The sequence below is a fragment of the Pantoea sp. AG1095 genome (genome assembly GCF_003208415.1).
Taxonomy (GTDB): Bacteria; Pseudomonadota; Gammaproteobacteria; order Enterobacterales; family Enterobacteriaceae; genus Pantoea; species Pantoea leporis.
In genome coordinates this window covers 50,178-70,402 of the sequence record NZ_QKMJ01000013.1, presented here as the reverse complement: position 1 = coordinate 70,402, position 20,225 = coordinate 50,178, and the positions used below count along the sequence as shown (strand labels likewise).

The 20,225-nt window shown below is 53.8% G+C and carries 22 protein-coding genes; 13 read left to right on the top strand and 9 right to left on the bottom strand.

The genetic code is table 11. The features are described from left to right. The first annotated feature begins 141 nt into the window (after positions 1 to 141). From rfaD to DEU53_RS20465, 4 genes are read left to right on the top strand one after another with little or no spacing between them, the layout of a single operon-like run. Positions 142 to 1,074 carry an ADP-glyceromanno-heptose 6-epimerase gene (rfaD, locus tag DEU53_RS20480; protein ID WP_101760676.1) on the top strand — a complete coding sequence of 311 codons (933 nt, stop codon included), beginning with the start codon at positions 142 to 144 and terminating at the stop codon, positions 1,072 to 1,074. 17 nt (positions 1,075 to 1,091) lie between these two features. Continuing rightward, positions 1,092 to 2,135, top strand: coding sequence for an ADP-heptose--LPS heptosyltransferase RfaF (rfaF, locus tag DEU53_RS20475; RefSeq protein ID WP_110868204.1), 1,044 nt, complete (start codon positions 1,092 to 1,094; stop codon positions 2,133 to 2,135). A 2-nt stretch (positions 2,136 to 2,137) separates the two neighbouring features. Then, entirely contained in the window at positions 2,138 to 3,100 is a 963-nt protein-coding gene (gene rfaC, locus DEU53_RS20470) for a lipopolysaccharide heptosyltransferase RfaC (protein WP_110868203.1), read from the top strand. After that, positions 3,101 to 4,000, top strand: coding sequence for a sugar glycosyltransferase (locus DEU53_RS20465; protein WP_110868202.1), 900 nt, complete (start codon positions 3,101 to 3,103; stop codon positions 3,998 to 4,000). A 94-nt stretch (positions 4,001 to 4,094) separates the two neighbouring features. On the opposite strand, the gene DEU53_RS20460 is transcribed toward DEU53_RS20465, so the two are convergent. The 3 genes from DEU53_RS20460 to envC form a co-directional block, all read right to left on the bottom strand. Further along, positions 4,095 to 5,171, bottom strand: a complete 1,077-nt coding sequence (locus DEU53_RS20460; protein WP_110868201.1) for a glycosyltransferase family 9 protein — start codon at positions 5,169 to 5,171, stop codon at positions 4,095 to 4,097. Between the two features lie 130 nt (positions 5,172 to 5,301). Continuing rightward, positions 5,302 to 6,198 carry a divergent polysaccharide deacetylase family protein gene (locus tag DEU53_RS20455; RefSeq protein WP_110868200.1) on the bottom strand — a complete coding sequence of 299 codons (897 nt, stop codon included), beginning with the start codon at positions 6,196 to 6,198 and terminating at the stop codon, positions 5,302 to 5,304. Between the two features lie 3 nt (positions 6,199 to 6,201). Further along, positions 6,202 to 7,503, bottom strand: a complete 1,302-nt coding sequence (gene envC, locus DEU53_RS20450; protein WP_110868199.1) for a murein hydrolase activator EnvC — start codon at positions 7,501 to 7,503, stop codon at positions 6,202 to 6,204. A gap of 249 nt (positions 7,504 to 7,752) precedes the next feature. On the opposite strand from envC, the gene DEU53_RS20445 reads away from it, so the two are divergent. The 5 genes from DEU53_RS20445 to cysE all read left to right on the top strand — a co-directional run bounded on the left by DEU53_RS20445 (position 7,753) and on the right by cysE (position 10,866). Further along, on the top strand, positions 7,753 to 8,184 hold the full coding sequence (locus DEU53_RS20445; protein WP_110868198.1) for a rhodanese-like domain-containing protein: 432 nt from the start codon (positions 7,753 to 7,755) through the stop codon (positions 8,182 to 8,184). A gap of 18 nt (positions 8,185 to 8,202) precedes the next feature. Then, positions 8,203 to 8,457 (top strand): glutaredoxin 3, encoded by a 255-nt coding sequence (gene grxC / locus DEU53_RS20440; RefSeq protein ID WP_007885328.1) that lies wholly within the window; start codon positions 8,203 to 8,205, stop codon positions 8,455 to 8,457. A gap of 40 nt (positions 8,458 to 8,497) precedes the next feature. After that, on the top strand, positions 8,498 to 8,962 hold the full coding sequence (secB, locus tag DEU53_RS20435; RefSeq protein WP_101760668.1) for a protein-export chaperone SecB: 465 nt from the start codon (positions 8,498 to 8,500) through the stop codon (positions 8,960 to 8,962). Continuing rightward, positions 8,962 to 9,981 (top strand): NAD(P)H-dependent glycerol-3-phosphate dehydrogenase, encoded by a 1,020-nt coding sequence (gene gpsA / locus DEU53_RS20430; protein WP_101760667.1) that lies wholly within the window; start codon positions 8,962 to 8,964, stop codon positions 9,979 to 9,981. The genes secB and gpsA overlap by 1 nt, the downstream gene beginning before the upstream one ends. 69 nt (positions 9,982 to 10,050) lie before the next feature. Next, positions 10,051 to 10,866 carry a serine O-acetyltransferase gene (cysE, locus tag DEU53_RS20425; RefSeq protein WP_007885334.1) on the top strand — a complete coding sequence of 272 codons (816 nt, stop codon included), beginning with the start codon at positions 10,051 to 10,053 and terminating at the stop codon, positions 10,864 to 10,866. Here cysE and trmL read toward each other — a convergent pair. Genes trmL through cpxR form a run of 3 tightly spaced genes read right to left on the bottom strand, consistent with a single transcriptional unit; the run spans position 10,863 to position 13,443 of the window. Further along, positions 10,863 to 11,336, bottom strand: coding sequence for a tRNA (uridine(34)/cytosine(34)/5-carboxymethylaminomethyluridine(34)-2'-O)-methyltransferase TrmL (gene trmL, locus DEU53_RS20420; protein WP_101760666.1), 474 nt, complete (start codon positions 11,334 to 11,336; stop codon positions 10,863 to 10,865). The two genes, cysE and trmL, sit on opposite strands and share 4 nt — an antisense overlap. Positions 11,337 to 11,371: 35 nt before the next feature. After that, complete coding sequence (gene cpxA, locus DEU53_RS20415) at positions 11,372 to 12,748, bottom strand: envelope stress sensor histidine kinase CpxA (protein WP_101760665.1); 1,377 nt, start codon at positions 12,746 to 12,748, stop codon at positions 11,372 to 11,374. Continuing rightward, on the bottom strand, positions 12,745 to 13,443 hold the full coding sequence (gene cpxR, locus DEU53_RS20410; protein WP_007885339.1) for an envelope stress response regulator transcription factor CpxR: 699 nt from the start codon (positions 13,441 to 13,443) through the stop codon (positions 12,745 to 12,747). Before cpxR ends, cpxA begins: the two co-directional genes overlap by 4 nt. A gap of 150 nt (positions 13,444 to 13,593) precedes the next feature. Between cpxR and cpxP the strand changes: the two genes are divergently transcribed. From cpxP to DEU53_RS20390, 4 genes are all read left to right on the top strand, one after another. Next, on the top strand, positions 13,594 to 14,106 hold the full coding sequence (gene cpxP, locus DEU53_RS20405) for a cell-envelope stress modulator CpxP (RefSeq protein ID WP_101760664.1): 513 nt from the start codon (positions 13,594 to 13,596) through the stop codon (positions 14,104 to 14,106). 202 nt (positions 14,107 to 14,308) lie between these two features. Beyond that, positions 14,309 to 15,211 (top strand): CDF family cation-efflux transporter FieF, encoded by a 903-nt coding sequence (gene fieF / locus DEU53_RS20400; protein ID WP_110868197.1) that lies wholly within the window; start codon positions 14,309 to 14,311, stop codon positions 15,209 to 15,211. 209 nt (positions 15,212 to 15,420) lie between these two features. Continuing rightward, complete coding sequence (pfkA, locus tag DEU53_RS20395) at positions 15,421 to 16,383, top strand: 6-phosphofructokinase (RefSeq protein WP_101760662.1); 963 nt, start codon at positions 15,421 to 15,423, stop codon at positions 16,381 to 16,383. Between the two features lie 146 nt (positions 16,384 to 16,529). Further along, positions 16,530 to 17,519, top strand: coding sequence for a sulfate ABC transporter substrate-binding protein (locus DEU53_RS20390; RefSeq protein WP_101760661.1), 990 nt, complete (start codon positions 16,530 to 16,532; stop codon positions 17,517 to 17,519). A gap of 45 nt (positions 17,520 to 17,564) precedes the next feature. On the opposite strand, the gene DEU53_RS20385 is transcribed toward DEU53_RS20390, so the two are convergent. Genes DEU53_RS20385 through DEU53_RS20375 form a run of 3 tightly spaced genes read right to left on the bottom strand, consistent with a single transcriptional unit; the run spans position 17,565 to position 20,225 of the window. Continuing rightward, positions 17,565 to 18,734, bottom strand: coding sequence for a cupin (locus tag DEU53_RS20385; protein ID WP_110868196.1), 1,170 nt, complete (start codon positions 18,732 to 18,734; stop codon positions 17,565 to 17,567). Between the two features lie 10 nt (positions 18,735 to 18,744). Further along, positions 18,745 to 19,527 (bottom strand): HpcH/HpaI aldolase/citrate lyase family protein, encoded by a 783-nt coding sequence (locus DEU53_RS20380; RefSeq protein ID WP_110868195.1) that lies wholly within the window; start codon positions 19,525 to 19,527, stop codon positions 18,745 to 18,747. Beyond that, entirely contained in the window at positions 19,509 to 20,225 is a 717-nt protein-coding gene (locus DEU53_RS20375; RefSeq protein WP_110868194.1) for an alpha/beta fold hydrolase, read from the bottom strand. Before DEU53_RS20375 ends, DEU53_RS20380 begins: the two co-directional genes overlap by 19 nt.

The following is a 20,225-nucleotide window of genomic DNA, read 5'->3' as shown; positions in this document are numbered from 1 at the left end:
CAGCATAGTTCACGCTGCGAACAGGAATTGTGCAGCGCATACGGCGTCATCTGGCTGCCTGCGTCTGGCTGAAATGTTATGATGATAGGCATTCGTGGGTGAAACCTCCTGTTTCCCCCCAACTCTTTAAAGGCAAAGCATATGATTATCGTAACCGGTGGCGCTGGCATGATTGGCAGCAACATTGTTAAAGCGCTGAACGACCGTGGTCTGACCGACATTTTGGTGGTGGATAATCTGAAGGATGGCACCAAGTTCGTGAATCTGGCGGATCTCGACATCGCCGATTACATGGATAAAGAGGAATTCCTCAGCTACATCATGTCTGGCGAAGATCTCGGCCCCATCGAAGCCGTGTTCCATGAAGGTGCGTGTTCCGCAACCACCGAGTGGGATGGCAAGTACATGATGGATAACAACTATCAGTACTCCAAAGATCTGCTGCACTTCTGCCTCGAGCGCGAAATCCCGTTCCTCTACGCCTCATCTGCTGCCACTTACGGCGGCCGCAATGAGAACTTCATCGAAGAGCGCCAGTACGAGCAGCCGCTGAATGTGTACGGCTACTCAAAAATGCTGTTCGATCACTACGTGCGCCAGATTCTGCCTGAAGCAGACTCACCGGTGTGCGGCTTCCGTTACTTCAACGTGTACGGTCCGCGTGAAGGCCACAAAGGCGGCATGGCGAGCGTCGCGTTCCACCTCAATACGCAAATTAGCAACGGTGAAAATCCAAAACTGTTCGAAGGCAGCGACGATTTCCGCCGCGACTTCATCCATGTTGATGACGTGGTTGCGGTAAATCTGTGGTGCTGGGAAAACGGCGTTTCCGGTATCTACAACTGCGGAACAGGCCGTGCTGAATCTTTCCAGGAAGTGGCGGATGCGGTGCTGAACTTCCATCAGAAAGGCCAGATTGAATACATTCCGTTCCCGGACAAGCTGAAAGGCCGTTATCAGGCGTTTACCCAAGCCGATCTCACCAATCTGCGTGCAGCCGGTTACGACAAGCCGTTCAAAACCGTTGCGCAAGGCGTGGGCGAATACATGGCCTGGCTGAACCGTAACGTATAAGGAAACCGGCAGCAGCGATGAAAATTCTGGTTATTGGCCCATCATGGGTCGGCGATATGATGATGTCGCAAAGTCTCTATCGCACGCTCAAGGCTGAGCATCCTGAAGCGGTGATCGACGTGATGGCGCCGGCCTGGTGCCGCCCATTGCTGTCGCGTATGCCGGAAGTGAATCAGGCGCTGGCGATGCCGCTCGGCCACGGCGCATTGGCGCTGGGCGAGCGTCGTCGTTTGGGGAAAACCCTGCAGGCCAGCGGCTATGACCGCGCCTATGTGCTGCCGAACTCCTTTAAATCTGCGCTGGTGCCGTTTTTCGCCGGGATCAAACGTCGCACCGGCTGGCGCGGCGAGATGCGCTATGGCGTGTTGAATGATGTCCGCGTGCTGGACAAAGCGGCCTTTCCGTTGATGGTTGAGCGCTATGTGGCGCTCGGCTATGACAAACCGGTTGCTTCCGCGCAGCAGTTGCCGCAGCCATTGCTGTGGCCGCAGTTGCGCGTCGATGACGATGAAAAGCGGATGACGGCGGCGCAATTTGTGCTGTCCGCCGATCGTCCAGTGATTGGATTTTGTCCGGGCGCAGAGTTTGGCCCGGCGAAGCGCTGGCCGCATTATCATTATGCCGCGCTGGCAGAGCAGCTGATTGGCGAAGGTTATCAGGTGGTGCTGTTCGGTTCGGCGAAAGATCGCGAAACCGGCGACACCATTGTGCAGACGCTATCAGAAGCGGCGCGTGCGCACTGCAAAAATCTGGCGGGTGAGACGCAACTCGAGCAAGCCGTGATTCTGCTGGCGAACTGTGTGGCGGTGGTCAGTAACGATTCCGGCCTGATGCATATCGCTGCGGCGCTTAATCGTCCGCTGGTGGCGCTGTATGGCCCAAGCAGCCCGGACTTCACTCCGCCGTTATCTCAGCACGCGCGCATTATTCGTTTGATCACCGGCTATCACAAAGTCCGCAAAGGTGATGCCGAGCAAGGTTATCACCAGAGCCTGATTGATATTCAGCCAGCGCGCGTCCATCAGGAACTGAGCGCGCTGTTGCATCCGGTGCAGGAGTAAAGATGCACGTTTTGATTGTTAAAACCTCCTCGATGGGAGACGTGCTGCATACCTTGCCAGCGCTCACGGATGCGATGCAGGCGATTCCAGGCATCAAGTTTGATTGGGTGGTTGAAGAAAACTTCGCTCAAATCCCCGCCTGGCATCCGGCGGTGGATAGAGTGCTGCCAGTGGCGATTCGCCGCTGGCGCAAGCACTGGTTCGGTAGCCAGCAGCGTGAAGAGCGTGTGCAATTTAAGCGTGAGCTGCAATCGCGTCAGTATGATGTGGTGCTGGATGCACAAGGTTTGATCAAAAGCGCCGCGCTGGTAACGCGCCTGGCAAAAGGCGAGAAGCACGGGCAGGACAGCCGCAGCGCACGCGAACCTTTCGCCAGCTGGTGGTATGACAAACGCCATGAAATCAACAAGCAACAGCATGCCGTCGAACGTACGCGCGAGCTGTTTGCCAAAAGTCTCGGCTATGAAAAGCCTGCAACGCAGGGCGACTACGCGATTGCCGGCCATTTCCGCTCTACGCTGCCCAATGACACGCAGCCTTATCTGGTGTTTCTGCATGCTACCACGCGTGATAACAAACATTGGCCGGAGTCACACTGGCGTGCGCTGATTGAGTTAGTTCAGCCAACAGGATTGCGCGTGAAATTGCCGTGGGGCGCAGAGCATGAACATCAACGCGCACAGCGTCTGGCCGAAGGCTTCGACCATGTTGAGGTATTGCCTAAGTTAACGCTGGAGCAGGTAGCGCAAGAATTAGCTGGCGCGCGCGCGGTGGTGTCGGTAGATACCGGTTTAAGTCATCTGACGGCGGCGCTGGATCGTCCGAATATCACGCTATTTGGTCCCACCGATCCGGGACTGATTGGCGGGTATGGCAAGAATCAGCATGAATTAAAAGCAAGCGATGGTACCATGCAGGCAATTACGGCCGAGATGGTTATGGAAAAATTGAAGGAACTGCTCTGAATGACCTCAATTTTTAAACAAATCTATCGTTATACTCATGCAAGGGCATTGAGACATAACGAAAACTTGTGGCCCCATATTAAGATTCGCCGAGCCAAAACCGATAATATTCAGCGGTTAAGCTACTGGGGAAAGCAAGTTAAGATTGAGGATCTCATCGCATTGCGTGCCACGATAACGGGAGATGTGACAATCCTGGCTACTGGCCCTTCGGTTAAATCATTAGACATTGAGAAACTTGCCAGCACCACATTCGTGGGCGTTAATGGCGCCTATAATCTGCGCGATAGAATTACCTTTGCATATTATGTCATCGTCGATCGGGGATTTATCGATAAAAGATTCGATCTTGTCACAGATATTATTAATGATGAAAAGCTGGTTCTGTTTACAACCGTGCACTGCTTCAATGATATCTTGCAGCGCGCTGATTTACGGGACGTTAAGTGCCGCCTGGCAATTATTGAAGATCTCAGCTTTAAAGTATTCAGAGGTATCGTTCGCCCTGAAGAGTATGCCCTCAATTATCAGGGGAAAATGGGGATCTCACTCTCTGAAACGCCATTCATCTCTGGTTTTTCCTGGGATATTTGTCAGGGGGTTTTCGATGCCGGCACGGTTGCTTATTGGGCCTTGCAGATATCCGTCTGGCTGGGTGCCAGTCGTATTTTATTAGCTGGCGTTGATATGAATAATTTTTCAGCGCCGCGCTTTTATGAAAGCGACAATGATAAGCTTCCAAGCCTACTTGAATCTAACTTTAGCGCGGTTATTAAACCCGCCTTTATCCATGCAAGCCGGGAATTAGAACGAGCGGGGATTAAAGCGTATAACCTTTCATTAGAAAGTGCTCTTGATGAGAATATTTTTGAGAAGGCTACACCAGAAGCTATTTTTTAAAATAGATCACAACCTGAAATCTATTTATTCTTTTTTATTTTTCTAATTTCTAAAAAACTATACCAGGCTTCACATTAAAACCTGGTATATATTATCAATTTAACGTTTTCAACACTGCGTTATAGACCTGTTCCACATTGATTTTCCGCATAGGAAATTGTGGGTCATCATTTTCCTCAGGCTCAATACGGATTATCTGGTGAATATCCAGATCCTGATAAGGTCCAGTATGGCGAGGATTGGCACCCACATACAGACTTACCGTCGGCGTTTGCGCGGTAACAGCAATATGTAATGGTCCCGTATCGCCCGTTATCAATACATCAATTCGCTTAATAAGCTGAAGCAGTTCGGGCAGACGCGTTTTGCCAATATATGAAGTGACCCGATGATGATACTTTTCTGGCAGTAGTGCAAAGAAGGCGCTTTCGATCGGGCGATCCTGGCCGGCTCCAGTCAGAACCAAAGTGGATTCTGGACTGTGGCTAAAAATACGCTCTGCCAATTGTGCAAAGTGTTCCACGGGCCAGCGACGGTTATCACCTGATGCGCCCATTTGAAAACCGACAATGGTTGAGCTTTCCTGCTGGTGACCATCATCAACTTTTATAGGAAATTCCATGCGGATATCAGTGGTGTCACAGCCTAATGAACCAATAAGATTCAGTTTACGTTGAATAATGTGTGATTCTGCTCGCGGTGAGTAGAGATCAAGCCAATGATTAAATACAGGATTATCGCTACCGAAATTATCTCTAACCAGATATTTTGAGCCGCTTAACCGCGCGCAAAGAATATCGTAGCCTAAGCTGGAGTGCAGTAGCAGCGTTAGGTCAGGTTTGAAGCGGCGTAGTTTCCTGATCAGATTAGGCGCGCGGACAATTTTATTGTCCCAAATAGCCACTTGATCAAACCATTCGCTGTCTTCAACCAGATCGCGGTTTTTATCGCTGGAAACCAGCATGATTTTGGCGGATGGATAACGGCGCTTAATCGCTTTTATTGCTGGTGTGTTAAACAGCAGGTCACCTAATGCCGTCGTCGAAAAAATAACGATGCGCTCGAACTCATGGGTCGCGCTCAGCGGGGACTTATTTCTGTCGATTTGGCTCAGTTTAGCGTGCAGACTCAGCACGGAGTTAATTAGATTTATTTTCCAACGCTTTTTCATTAATACGGCTTACCCTAGAGAATCTGACTATTCGACAGCCATAGCAAAAAATAATTTCGCCATTATAACGAAAAAAACATCAGCCCCGTATAGAGGCTAACGTTAAGGCCGGTTTGCACTTTGACTTAATTTAGAACAAAGACTCTAAATGCTTGAACAATGGGCTTTGCACAATGCTTTCACTGATCAACTCAACGGCATAGTGCTGCGGCACGGGCGGCAACGGTTTGCCCGGCTTACACACGCCTGGCGCACGGAATCGTGGCGGCTGGGTTTTGGATGGCGGCGGAGTCGTACCCTGATGCAGCGGCTCATTCAGCAACTGGCTTGGCCGCACTAGCGTGATATCGGCTGGCAATGTCGGCAGCATCTGCTGCAAGACGCGCACCGTCGTCGGATGCGGATGACCAATCGCAATGGCATAACCATCGCGCTGCGCAAGTTTCACCGCGCGGGTAAACTGCGCGCGGATTGAAGCCTCATCCTGACTATCATCAAGGAACACGCGGCGTTTCAGGACTTTAACGTAGGTACCTTGCGCGGCTGGGATCGACTGACTATTGCCAATCGTCATGCTATCGAGAAAGTAATAGTTGTAGTGATTGAGCACCTGCATCACTTTCTGCATGCCGGGCAGGCTGGAGGTCATTTTGCTGCCCATATGGTTATTCAGGCCAACCGCAAAAGGCACTTTGCCGCTGGCTTCTCGAATAATCCGCTCGATTTCCGTGCTGCTCATCTCGGGCGTCAGCGTGTCTTTCTCCAGCGGCTGTTTGCTAAGCGGTGCCATCGGCAGGTGGATCAGCACTTCGCGACCACCCTGATGCGCTTTGGTGGCCATCTCACGCGCATGGGGCGCATTCGGCAGGACCGCAACGGAAATCGCGGTGGGCATCTGCAGCACTTTATTCTCTTCTTTTGGCCGATAACCAAAGTCATCGATCACGATGGAGAGTTTTCCCGCATGGGCGGAAAGTGACAGAAACAGGCCGCACAGGGCGGCCGAAAGCTTAGAGGGTTGAAACAAAACTTATCTTCCTAACCACGGTAGTGGATTGACGGCCTGTCCCTGGCGTCGGATTTCAAAGTAGAGCGAAGGCGTGCCGCGGCCGCCGCTGGTGCCCACAAGGGCGATAGGCTGTCCTGCCTTCACCTGAGCACCCACGCTCACCAGTGCGCTTTGGTTGTAGCCATAAAGGCTCATATCACCTTTACCGTGTTCCAGAACGACAACCAGACCATAGCCTTGCAGCCAGTCGGCCATCAATACGCGTCCATCAGCGATGGCTTTCACTTCGGTACCTTCTGGCGCATCGACCACCAGGCCTTTCCAGCGTAATTCGCCCTGCATCGATTCACCGAAGCGATGTTCAATACGTCCCCGTACCGGCCAAACCGCTTGCCCGCCGGGCTTGCCTAATCCGCCGGTACGCGCCATCAGCTCGCGCTCACTCTGCGTTGGCTGATAACTTGATCCTTTGGCTTTCGCCTGCGCCTGACGCTGACGCACTTTTTCCGCCTCGCGCGCTTCACGTTCCGCACGTTCGCGTGCTTCACGCTCTGCCTTAGCGATTTTGCTTTGCAGGCGGCTTTCGTTCTCACGCATTTCAACCAGGTCCGCCTGATCTTTCTCCAGCGAGCTTTCCAGTATGGTGAGCGTTTTCTTACGCGCCGCGCTGGCGACTTCCAGCTTGCTTTGCTGCGTCTGCTGCTGGGCCAACAACGTTTTTTGCTGCTCCTGTTTGCCCTGCAATGATTGACGCTGTTCCGCTAATTGCTGCTGGGTTTGCTTGAGGTCGTCGATGTTTTTCTGGCGTGCGGCGTTGAGATAGCCGAAATAGGCAAGAATACGCTCACTGCGCTGGGCTTCTTCGCCTCCGAGCAGCAACTGCAGACCATTATGTTGTCCCTGACGGAAGGCGGCATCAAGCTGTTGTGCCAGCAGTTTTTCCTGCTGTGCTTGCTGCTTTTCCAGCCGCGAGATAGAAGAGGTGACCTGCGCGATTTCACCCTCAAGCGTGCTGAGGCTGTTACGCGTTTCGCGCAGCTGACGGCTGGCCTGCGCAATCACTTTTTCCTGGCTTTGCAGCTGATCCAACAACTTACTGCGCTGCACTTTCTGCGCTTTAACGCTCTTTTCTTTCTCGGCAATGTCCTGCTGAATGGACTTCAACTGCGTTTTACTGTCATCCGCACTGCGTGCAGCGGCAGGAAGTAATAATGTGCCCGCCAGAAGCAGACTCAGGGAGATTTCGGACCAGCGAAATGACAACGGAAGCGCAGTGCCGTTGTAACGGGTCCTTGTGTGTGTAACGGTCGCTTTTCCCTTCATAGTCGATAATTATTCCACGATGAACAGCCGCTTACCAGTTAGCCCGGCCGGGTTTTACTTTACTAAAAATGTCTGTGCCGAGCTTACCGGCATAAACTTTGTCTTAATTTTGGGATTAGAACACTTTTTTTGGAAAATGACGCACAAATCGTAACTCTGTCCCCTTAGCGACTGTACATGCGAAGTGGCGCAGGTATACTCAGAACCCTTGTTTTAGCTTATCAGCCCGGTTTGGAGTCGTTACCCCTCATGCAAGAAATTATGCACTTTGCAAGCAATCACCCCATCCTCAGTCTGGCATGGGTCGCTTTACTCGTTCTCGTGATTGTGACCACCGTTAAAGGTATGTTCTCTAAAGTAAAAACTATCAGCCGTGGTGAAGCTACCCACCTGATAAACAAAGAGGACGCGGTGGTGGTAGACGTGCGTTCACGTGACGATTACCGCAAAGGACACATTTCTGGGGCTATCAACGTAGCGGCAGCAGACATCAAAAAAGAGAGCTTTGGCGAGCTGGAAAAGCACAAGTCACAGCACATAATTGTAGTTTGCGCGACCGGTCAAAGTGCGGGTGAATCTGCAGCGAAATTGAGCGCAGCGGGTTTTGAAAAAGTCTCCGTACTAAAAGATGGCGTGAGCGGCTGGAGTGGTGAAAATCTGCCACTGGTGCGCGGTAAATAACTTCTCAGAGGTAACCGTATGGCGAATGTAGAGATCTACACCAAAGTCACTTGTCCTTATTGCCACCGTGCAAAGGCGTTGTTGGATCAGAAAGGCGTGTCGTTCCAGGAGATTCCCATTGACGGGAACGCGGCGAAACGTGAAGAGATGATTCAACGCAGCGGCCGCACTACGGTGCCACAGATTTTTATTGATGCGCAGCACATTGGCGGCTGTGACGATCTTTACGCGCTGGATGGGCGTCAGGGACTTGATCCTTTACTCCAGGCATAACTTTTCGGTCAGACAATTTTAACTCACAGGATTTAGTCACATGTCAGAGCAAAGCAGCAGCGAAATGCAGTTCCAGATTCAACGTGTTTACACCAAAGATGTTTCTTACGAAGCGCCAAATGCACCGCAGGTTTTCCAGAAAGAGTGGGAACCGGAAGTGAAGCTGGATCTGGACACCGCCTCTTCTCAGTTAGCTGATGGCGTTTTTGAAGTCGTTCTGCGCGTTACCGTAACGGCAACCGTTGGCGAAGAAACCGCATTCCTGTGTGAAGTACAGCAAGCGGGCATTTTCACCATTAGCGGTATCGAAGGCACGCAGATGGCGCATTGCCTCGGCGCGTACTGCCCGAACATTCTGTTCCCGTATGCACGCGAATGCGTAACCAGCCTTGTGTCTCGTGGTACTTTCCCGCAGCTCAACCTGGCGCCAGTGAACTTTGATGCGCTGTTCATGAACTATCTGCAGCAGCAAGGTGAAGGCGAAGCGCCACATCAGGATGCCTGATGACTACACTCAACGCTTCAATTAGCGTCATCGGTGCCGGCTCGTACGGCACCGCATTGGCCATCACGCTGGCCCGCAACGGCCATCCGGTTCTGCTCTGGGGCCACAATCCTCAAAGCGTGGCGCAGCTGCAAGCTGACCGCTGCAATGCCGCTTTCCTGCCCGATGTCCCTTTCCCTGATAATCTTGTTCCTGAAGCCGATCTGGCAACCGTGGTTAACGCCAGTCGCGATCTGCTGGTCGTAGTGCCGAGCCATGTATTTGGCGACGTACTGACGCAGCTTAAGCCGCATTTGCGTGCCGATTCGCGGATTGTCTGGGCGACTAAGGGGCTGGAAAAAGAGACCGGCCGGTTGCTGCAGGATGTGGCGCGTGAAATCCTCGGCGATGCGATTCCACTCGCGGTGATTTCCGGACCCACCTTTGCCAAAGAGCTGGCAGCCGGCATGCCAACGGCCATCGCACTGGCATCCACCGATGCGGAGTTCGCTGAAGACCTGCAGCAGAAGCTGCACTGCGGCAAAAGTTTCCGCGTCTACAACAATCAGGATTTCATCGGCGTGCAGTTAGGCGGCGCGGTGAAGAACGTGATTGCGATTGGTGCGGGGATTTCTGACGGCATTGGCTTTGGTGCCAACGCGCGTACCGCCTTGATCACTCGCGGCCTGACGGAAATGAGCCGTCTTGGCGCAGCGCTGGGCGCCGATGCCACCACCTTTATGGGCATGGCCGGTTTAGGCGATCTGGTGCTGACCTGTACCGATAATCAGTCGCGCAACCGTCGTTTCGGCATGATGCTGGGGCAAGGCGAGAGCGTAGACGAGGCGCAACGCATTATCGGACAAGTTGTAGAAGGCTACAGAAACACCAAAGAAGTCAAAGCATTGGCCGCGCGCGTCGGCGTAGAAATGCCGATTACCGAGCAGATTTATCAGGTGCTCTATTGCGGAAAATCAGCGCGAGAGGCAGCATTGACCTTACTTGGCCGTGCAAGGAAGGACGAAAACAGCCAAAGCTAAAGCAGGATGCGCCAGCGTCACCACCTGTAGCGCCCCATCAGGCGCTTTTTTTATCGGGAGCAAACAGCAATGTCGTCTGAAGAGTTAGAACTGGTCTGGAACCATATCAAAGCCGAAGCCAGAGCCCTGGCCGACTGTGAACCGATGCTGGCCAGCTTTTACCATGCGACACTGCTCAAACACGAAAACCTCGGCAGCGCGCTCAGTTACATGCTCGCTAACAAGCTGGCGAACCCGATCATGCCCGCTATCGCTATTCGCGAAATCGTGGAAGAAGCCTATCGTGAAGACCCGGAGATGATTGTCTCTGCGGCCTACGATATTCAGGCTGTACGCCAGCGCGATCCCGCCGTTGATAAATACTCTACGCCGCTGCTTTACCTCAAAGGTTTCCACGCCTTGCAGGCCTATCGCATCGGCCATTGGCTGTGGAAAGAGGGCCGCCGCGCGCTGGCTGTCTATCTGCAGAACGAAATCTCCGTCTCATTTGCCGTGGATATTCACCCGGCGGCACGCATTGGTCGCGGCATCATGCTTGATCATGCTACCGGCATTGTCATCGGCGAAACGGCAATCATTGAAAATGATGTTTCAATTCTGCAATCGGTGACGCTCGGCGGTACTGGTAAAACCAGCGGCGATCGCCATCCGAAGATCCGTGAAGGTGTGATGATTGGCGCCGGCGCCAAGATTCTGGGCAACATTGAAGTGGGGCGCGGCGCAAAAATCGGAGCCGGTTCGGTTGTCCTGCAGCCTGTACCGCCGCATACCACGGCGGCCGGCGTACCAGCGCGCATTGTCGGTAAACCGACCAGCGATAAACCGTCGATGGATATGGATCAGCACTTCAACGGCGCAGGCTTTGAGTACGGCGACGGCATCTAGCCTTTGATCAGTGCGCCAGCATAATCGAGTTGGCGCCACGCTTCATACACCACCACTGATACTGCATTAGACAGGTTCATGCTGCGGCTCTCCGCCATCATCGGAATGCGGATTTTCTGCTCAGCGGGTAGCGCGTTGAGAATTTCTGCGGGTAAACCGCGACTCTCCGGACCAAACACCAAATAATCACCCTTCTGATAGCTCACCGCGCTGTGCGCAGGCGTTCCTTTGGTGGTGAGGGCGAACATGCGCTGTGGCGTTTCTGTTGCCAGAAACTCTGCGTAATTGGCGTGTTTTTTTAAGGCGGTATATTCGTGGTAATCCAGCCCGGCGCGGCGCAGGCGCTTGTCATCCCAGGCAAAGCCCAGCGGTTCAATCAGGTGTAACTGGAAACCGGTATTTGCGCACAAGCGAATGATGTTGCCGGTATTTGGCGGAATTTCAGGTTCAAATAAGACAATGTTTAGCATAAGGCCCCCAGAAACGAGGGCCGAAGCATAACAAATTATTGACGGGCGGAGTACAGCGGCAGCCACAGCGTGAGGCGTAAACCGCCGAGCGGGCTGTCATCCGCTTTAACCCAGCCGCGATGCTGCTGGATGGCGGTTTCGACAATCGCCAGGCCTAATCCGGTGCCGCCTGACTCACGATCGCGCGCCTCATCGGTGCGGTAGAACGGACGGAAAATCTGCTCGCGATCTTCTGGGCTGACTCCTGGACCATCATCATCGACATGAATGGTGATGCCCGCAATATCTACCGAGAAGCTGACGCTGATGTGCGAATTCGAATAGCGCAGCGCATTACGCACGATATTTTCCAGCGCACTCTCCAACGCATGGGGATTACCGTACAGCGGCCACGGGCCAGGCGGATAGGGCACTTCCATCAGTTTGCCCATCTGCTCGGCTTCAAATTTGGCATCTTCCAGCACGCCATTCCAAAGCTGATTGGCCTTCATCGCTTCGCTAACCAGCGCGTTATTGTGCTGCGTTCGCGACAGCACTAGCAGATCGTTAATCATGCCATCCAGACGCTGCGCTTCCGTTTCAATGCGCTGCAGCTCTTTGCCTTCACCGTTACGGCGACGCAGGAGCGCGGTTGCCAGCTGCAAGCGAGTTAACGGCGTACGCAATTCATGGCTGATATCGGATAGCAGACGCTGTTGCGCCGTCATCATGCGTTCGAGCGCGCTCACCATTTGGTTGAAACTGGAACCCGCAGCCAGAAACTCTTGCGGCCCCGATTCCAGTTCCGGATGCTGGCGCAAATTGCCGCTTGCCACTTCATCCGCCGCATATTTAAGTTTGCGCGCGGGGCGCGCCAGGCTCCACGCCAGCCACAGCAGCAGCGGCGAGCTGATCAGCATCGTGACAATCAGCAGCAGTAGCGGGCGGTCAAACAGCAGATTAACGAAATCGAGCTGCGAGCTGGTGGCAGGACGAATCAGGTAAAGCTGATAGTTGTCTTCGCCATCGCGGACCGCGAAAGGTCCAACCATCTCCACGCGGCCATACTTTTTCTTTTGTGGGTGGTCGGCGTTATCCGACTGCCCAATAAAGTTGCGGATGATCTGCATTTCATTGTGCTGCGCGCCAATCACCCGGCCTTCGCTGGTCACCAATAACAAACGCTGACCAGGCGGCGCCCATTTGTCGATGGAGCGGAACAGGCGACGCCACCACATTAAGTCGTTGGGTGGATCCTGAGACAGCTCCGCTTCAACGTGCTGTTCAATCATGGTGCCCTGACGTTGCTCGCTTTCCAGTAACGCGGTCATCTGGCGCGAATCGAGTTTAGGCACCATGAGAACCAGCATCAACACCAACGCTAGCGTGAGCCAGAAGATGGCGAAGATGCGGGTGGTTAAACTTCCAATCATGATGCCGAAACCATCAGATAGCCGCGTCCGCGTAGGGTTTTAAACCACGGATGACCATCACGACGTTCCGGCAATTTACGACGCAGGTTAGAAATGTGCATATCGATAGCGCGGTCAAACGGTGTCAGACGTTTGCCCAACACTTCCTGACTAAGGTGCTCACGCGATACCACCTGACCCAGATGCTGTGCCAGCAAATAGAGCAGGGTGAACTCGGTGCCGGTGAGGTCCAAAGTTTCGCTGTCGAAGCTGGCTTCCTGACGACCCGGATTCAGGCGCAGGCAGTCGACTTCCAGCGTTGGTGAGCTGTTATCGTGCTGCTGTTGCTGCTCGCTCCAGTTTGAACGGCGCAGAATGGCACGAATACGCGCTACCAGTTCACGATCGTTAAACGGTTTAGGCAGATAGTCATCTGCACCCAGTTCGAGGCCCAGAACGCGGTCCAGTTCGCTGCCACGTGCAGTCAGCATAATGACCGGAGTTTGGTGCTGTTGGCGTAGTTCTTTCAAAGTGTCGATACCGTTCTTCTTCGGCATCATCACATCAAGCAATAGCAAGTCCACGGTGTTGTCTAGCAGGTTAAGCGCCTGCTCACCATCGCTTGCCACAATGACTTCAAAACCTTCCATCTCAAGCAGTTCTTTAAGCAGCGAAGTTAATTCGCGGTCGTCATCAACCAACAGGATTTTATTCATTTTTTATTGCCCTCCGCAGGCAAAATACCGTGTTCCTTGACTTGCAATCCAACGCTTTACGTACTTTTACACCCCCTGACGGATGTTTGCAGCCACCGCCGTACACTGGCTCTCGTTGAATCGCAAAACGGAACGAACTGGGAGTTAACGATGCGCTACTTAACCGCCGTCGTCATTGCCTCAGCGATGGTTCTCAGTCACGCCAGCGCCGAAGCAGCAGACACGACGACGATTGATGAGATGCATCCGAACAGCGGATTGACGACAGGCAGTATGACGCAAAATCCGCAAAGCTACATGTTCGATGGCATTGAGCTGACTGAACAACAGCGGCAACAGATGCGAGACCTGATGCAGCAAGCGCGACACGAACGCCCAACAATCAGCGTTCAAGATATAGAAACTATGCATGACCTTGTCATTGCAGACAAATTTAACGAATCGGCTATCCGACAGCAGGCAGAGAAACAAGCCCGCGCAGCGGTAGAACAGCAAGTCGAGATGGCTCGGGTTCGTAATCAGATGTATCACCTGCTAACGCCTGCACAGCAAGCGACATTGCAGAAAAATTATGAGCGACGATTAGCTGAAGTTCGTCGGCTCTCAGGATTGCAGCCATCATCACCGCTGCAAGCAGTGAGTAGTACCAGCAGTAACCAGTAACATAGTATCCCTGTTTTCCTTGCCATAGACACCATCCCTGTCTTCCCCCGCATGATGCGGGGGTTTTTTTTGCCTGTCATTTCTCTCTAACATCATTGCCTTAAAATTCAATCACGCAGCACACTTATGCCGATGATAAACTTTAGCCATCTTGAGACCTAAAGGCCGCACCTATAAGGCGTGCGATCCGACGAGGCATAGCATGGATTCTTCCTATGCAAAGTTAGTTAATCGGGCGGCGCTGGCGGCAACTACGCTGGCGACATTGCTGTTAATCGTAAAAATTTTCGCCTGGTGGCATACCGGTTCAGTCAGTATGTTGGCGGCGTTAGTGGATTCATTGGTGGATATCGCCGCTTCACTCACCAATTTGCTGGTGGTGCGCTATTCACTGCAGCCGGCCGATGACGATCACACCTTCGGCCACGGTAAAGCCGAATCTCTGGCCGCGCTGGCGCAAAGCATGTTTATCTCCGGCTCGGCGCTGTTTCTGTTTCTCACCGGCATTCAGCATCTGGCCTCGCCCGAAACCTTACATGCGCCGCTGGTGGGCATTGTGGTGACGGTGATTGCGCTGTTTTCAACCCTGACGTTGGTTGCCTTCCAGCGCTGGGTGGTGCGACGCACGCGCAGCCAGGCGATTCGCGCAGACATGCTGCACTATCAATCTGACGTGGTGATGAACGGCGCAATATTGGTCGCCCTCGGTTTGAGCAGCTATGGTTTTGTACGGGCGGATGCGTTGTTCGCGCTCGGCATCGGCGTTTACATTCTCTATAACGCGTTGCGGATGGGTTATGACGCGGTACAGGCGCTGTTGGATCGTGTTTTGCCCGAGCATGAAACGCAGGAGATTATCAACGTGGTGACCAACTGGCCGGGCGTACGCGGCGCGCATGCATTACGCACGCGACAATCGGGCCCCACGCGTTTTATCCAGCTGCATCTGGAGATGGAAGATCAGCTGCCGCTGGTGCAGGCCCATCAGGTGGCCGATCAAATTGAGCAGGCGTTACTCAAGAGGTTTCCCGGCTCAGACGTCATCATCCATCAAGATCCCTGTTCTGTTGTGCCGAGCAATCAACATGGATTTTTTCAAGGTTAGCGACTTAAAATCATGCAATTACACAAAAAAAGTGACGTAACGCTAACAACTCTGTAAAAAATTAGCGAAAACTTGTCTGACCTGAATCAATTCAGCATCAAGCGTTTGATATACTATTTTGCAACTATTAAGCCATGCGATCGCGAGCTGGTCCACGCCGGACACATGGCAGGAATAATCCTTAGTTTTTGAACAATCCAGAGGTTGTCATGATCAAAAAAATCGGAGTACTGACCAGCGGCGGCGACGCCCCAGGCATGAACGCAGCCATTCGCGGAGTTGTACGTTCCGCGCTGAGTGAAGGACTGGAAGTTTTTGGTATTTACGACGGCTATCTGGGATTGTACGAAGATCGCATGATCAACCTTGACCGCTACAGCGTGTCAGACATGATCAACCGCGGCGGCACCTTCCTCGGTTCCGCCCGCTTCCCAGAATTCCGCAACGATGAAGTGCGCCAGACCGCGATTGATAACATGAAAAAGCGTGGTATTGATGCGCTGGTGGTTATCGGCGGTGATGGTTCCTACATGGGTGCTAAGCGCCTGACTGAAATGGGCTTCCCGTGCATCGGCCTGCCTGGCACCATTGATAACGACGTAGCAGGTACTGATTACACCATCGGTTACTTCACTGCGCTGGAAACCGTGGTTGAAGCGATTGACCGCCTGCGTGACACCTCATCTTCCCACCAGCGTATCTCCATCGTGGAAGTGATGGGCCGTTACTGCGGCGATTTAACCCTGGCGGCAGCGATTGCCGGTGGTTGCGAGTTTATCGTGCTGCCTGAAATCCCGTATACCCGCGAAGAGCTGGTTGCTGAAATCAAAGCCGGCATTGCCAAAGGTAAAAAGCACGCCATCGTGGCGATCACCGAGCACATCTGCGATATCGACGATCTGGCGCACTTCATCGAAGCTGAAACCAAACGCGAAACCCGCGCTACCGTTCTCGGTCACATTCAGCGTGGCGGCGCACCTTGTGCCTATGACCGCATTCTGGCCTCGCGCATGGGTTCCTACTCCATCGAGCTGCTGCTACAAGGCTACGGCGGCCGCTGCGTCGGTATTCAGAACGAGAAGATGGTGCATCACGACATCATCGATGCGATTGAAAATATGAAGCGTCCATTCAAACGCGACTGGCTGGATACCGCGAAAAAACTCTACTGATTATTCAGCACCAAGGCGCGACGCGATTCGCGCCTTTTTTATGCCTGATCATATTCCGTGCGGTTATAACAGCTTATTTTTAATTCTTTAATCCGTGGATAAGTTTGTGTCAGTCTTGTTCTATAACGACCTCGGGAGAGCAAGCAATGAATAAGTGGAGTATTGGTGTCACCCTGTTACTGGCTTCAACCAGTGTTCTGGCAAAGGATATTCAGCTGTTAAACGTCTCTTACGATCCAACCCGTGAGCTGTACGAGCAGTACAACAAAGCGTTTAGCGCGCATTACAAGCAGGAAACCGGCGACAATGTGGTGATTCGCCAGTCGCACGGCGGTTCAGGTAAACAAGCAACCTCAGTGATCAATGGCATCCGTGCTGATGTGGTTACGCTGGCGCTGCAATCTGATGTCGATGCTATTGCTGACCGAGGTCGTATCAATAAAGACTGGATTAAGCGCCTGCCGGACAACTCCGCACCCTACACCTCAACCATCGTGTTCCTGGTGCGCAAAGGCAACCCGAAAGGCATTCATGATTGGCCAGATCTGATCAAACCGGGCGTTTCCGTCATCACGCCAAACCCGAAAACGTCAGGCGGCGCACGCTGGAATTATCTGGCTGCATGGGGCTGGGCGCTGGATCAGAACAACGGCGATCAAGCCAAAGCGCTGGCTTACGTGAAATCGCTGTTTAAGAACGTAGAAGTGCAGGATTCCGGCGCACGTGGTGCCACTAACACCTTCGTGGAACGCGGCATTGGCGATGTGCTGATAGCGTGGGAAAACGAAGCCTATCTGGCGGTAAATAAGCTGGGTAAAGACAAGTTTGAGATCGTCACCCCAAGCGAATCGATTCTGGCGGAGCCAACGGTTTCGGTAGTGGATAAAGTGGTCGACGAGCAGGGCACCCGCAAAGTAGCCGAAGATTACCTCAAGTATCTCTACTCGCCGGAAGGTCAGACTATCGCGGCGGAAAATTTCTATCGTCCACGTGATAAAGCCGTTGCGGAGAAATTTGCCAATAAATTCGCCCCGGTAAAACTGTTCACTATCGACAACAAATTTGGTGGCTGGACGCAAGCCCAGAAAACCCACTTCGCCGATGGTGGCAGCTACGACCAGGTGATGAAGCCATAACGTACATCGTCAGGTCGCCATTTATGGCGACCTTTTTACATACGATTACGCCTCTTGCGTCGCCAACCGCCGTCCGGCACGCTGCGCCACCAGCGGCAACAATGCCTGACGTACCAGATAGCCATCTGGATCCAGCCCCCAACCTAAAGCAGCGGCGGCATCGACAATCGCTTTATCCCATTCCAGTTTTTTCCGTCCGTCACCCGCAGTGGTAATCACCACTTCACACGCATGATCGGGTGCCTGATAGCGACGCCAGCTGCCTGCCGGCACGGAAATCACCGAACGCTCCGGCGCGGTCATCGTCACTTCTTCACCATCACGATTGAAGGTCACAGTAAGCGTGCCCTTAAACACCATGAGTACTTGCACCTGTGCGCAGCGGTGCGTACCCATCTCGCCCGCTTGTGGCAAAGCCAGCCACTCTACCGAGAAGCCGTGTGGCGTGTTGATGGGTGGAGCGACCTGACGATCCTGATTGATGCCATAGCCGATGACGGGTGCCATACGCGCACCGTGACCCGGCAACATGGCATCCAGTAGCGCGTGATCGCTCCAGGCGCGCTGCTCACCGGTGACGGCAAACTGCGCCATCTGCTCGGGCGTAAAATGCTGTAACTGCGCCATCTCCACCTCGGGCAGCGGCGGCATACGCTCTGCAACCGGCGGGATCGCCGCGCCGGTTGAGGTATCGATCAGCATGTTATTGGGGCTGAGATAGAGTCCATATTCCGCCGCCGCCGACATCACATCGGGATGCCAGATAATGCCGCCGGTGTTATCGCCGCCCAGCACGGTAAATACCCAGCCATCGGTATCGGTAGCCGACACATTGGTGAAGCCACGGAAAATCCATGTTGGCAGGCTGACAATCGCCGGAGCGTCGAGCTCCAGCGACTCTTCGCCTTTATTCCCCCAGCGGAAACGCCAGCGGCCTTCATGGATCAGGAAGACTTCGGCAGTGAAATGCAGATGCAGATTATTGGTCACGCCTTTTGGCATCGCCGCCGCGCCAATATTAAAACCGTGCGCTTCAGGAATATTGATCACCTGCTCAGACGACTGCGTCACGCCCGGCCCGATAAATGAGTAATTCTGCTTGAGATGCGAACCCGGCAGTTTGCAGTCGATAAACGCCAGATTGCACGACACCATATCTTGCGGCGCGATCAGGCGCGCACGTGCTGCTGTAGCGGACAATGTTTGCTGTTTCATCTTCTTCTCCTCAATAACCCGAACCAGAACGAACAGGCAATGCCTCACCGCGCGCGGTGGCGACAGCGTGGCGTGCGGCATGCGTTAGCTGCATCACATCATTGGCGGGGGTCACCAACTGAAAGCCCTGTGCGATGCGCTGTGCGGCGGCTTCTCCGCTGGTACAAAAAATACCGGCCAGTTTGTGGCGGGCGCGGGTGCGGCTCAGTACCCGTTCAATGGCATTTAACATCTCAGGATGCTGCGATTCGGCGCTGGCCTGGCCGGTGAGCGTAAGAGACAGATCGTTGGGGCCGATAAACACGCCGTCCAATCCCTCGACGTCGAGAATGGCATCAAGATTGGCCAACCCCGCGCGTGTTTCAATCATCGCCAGCGTCAGAATTTGCTGGTTAGCATGCTGCGGATAATCTTTGCCGCCATACAGCAGCGCACGCGCTGGACCAAACGAGCGCGAACCTTGCGGCGCATAGCGGCAGGCATCGACAAACTGCTGCGCTTCGGCGGCATCATTGATCATCGGGCAGATAATGCCGTAGGCGCCGGCATCCAGCATGCGCATAATCTGCGCCGGCTCGTTGTGCGAGACGCGCACCAGCGGCGTCGCGGGTGTGGAGGATAGCGCCTGCAACATGCTGAGTGCTGCGGCGAAATCGATCAGGCCATGTTGCAGGTCAACGGTGACGGCATCAAAGCCCTGATGTCCGGCAATCTCGGCGCTGTAGCTGCTGGGGATCGCCAGCCAGCCGTTAATAATCGGTTCACGGCGTTGTTTTAAAGGGTTGATACGCATAATTCACTCCTCTTAATCCAGGTTTGCAGCGCGCGGGCACAGGCTTGCGGCTGCTCCAGCAGCAGAAAGTGTCCGCACTGCTCAAGCGTGATGTGGCGTGCGGCGGGAGCCGCTTTGACAAGCAGGTGATGGTGTTCGGGGGTGCAGATGGCGTCGCTGTCGCCGTTGAGGATCAACAGCGGTGCCTGCAGCGCCGGTAAGGTATGCCGTAAATCGCGACGTTGTAGGGCGATGGCGGTCTGTTGACGAAAGCGCTCAACGCTGCTGCGTTCTGCCATCGTCACCAGCGCGCCAAGCAGCTCGCGATCCGCCAGCCGTGATGCATGCACATAGCGCGGCCAGAGTTGCTCAATCACCGATCGCATACCGTTTTTCGCAGCTCGATCAAGCAAGGCAATACGTCCTGCAGCGTTGACCGGCGCATCCGCCAACGGATTCACCGCCAGCAGCGCGAGGCCCGCGATGCGTTGCGCGGCTTGCGCCTGCATCTCCAGCGCCACCAGCGCACCCAGCGAGAATCCCACCAGTAAAAAGCGCGCCGGCAAGTCAGTTAGCAGCTGCGCCGCGAGCTGTTCGGCGCTGTCAGCACCGCTCATCTCGGGAATGATCATCGGCTGCGGCGGTAGATGGCGGCAAAGCGGTTGCCACAACGCGCCGTCGCACAAGGTACCGCCCAGTAACACCAAAGGCAGTGACAT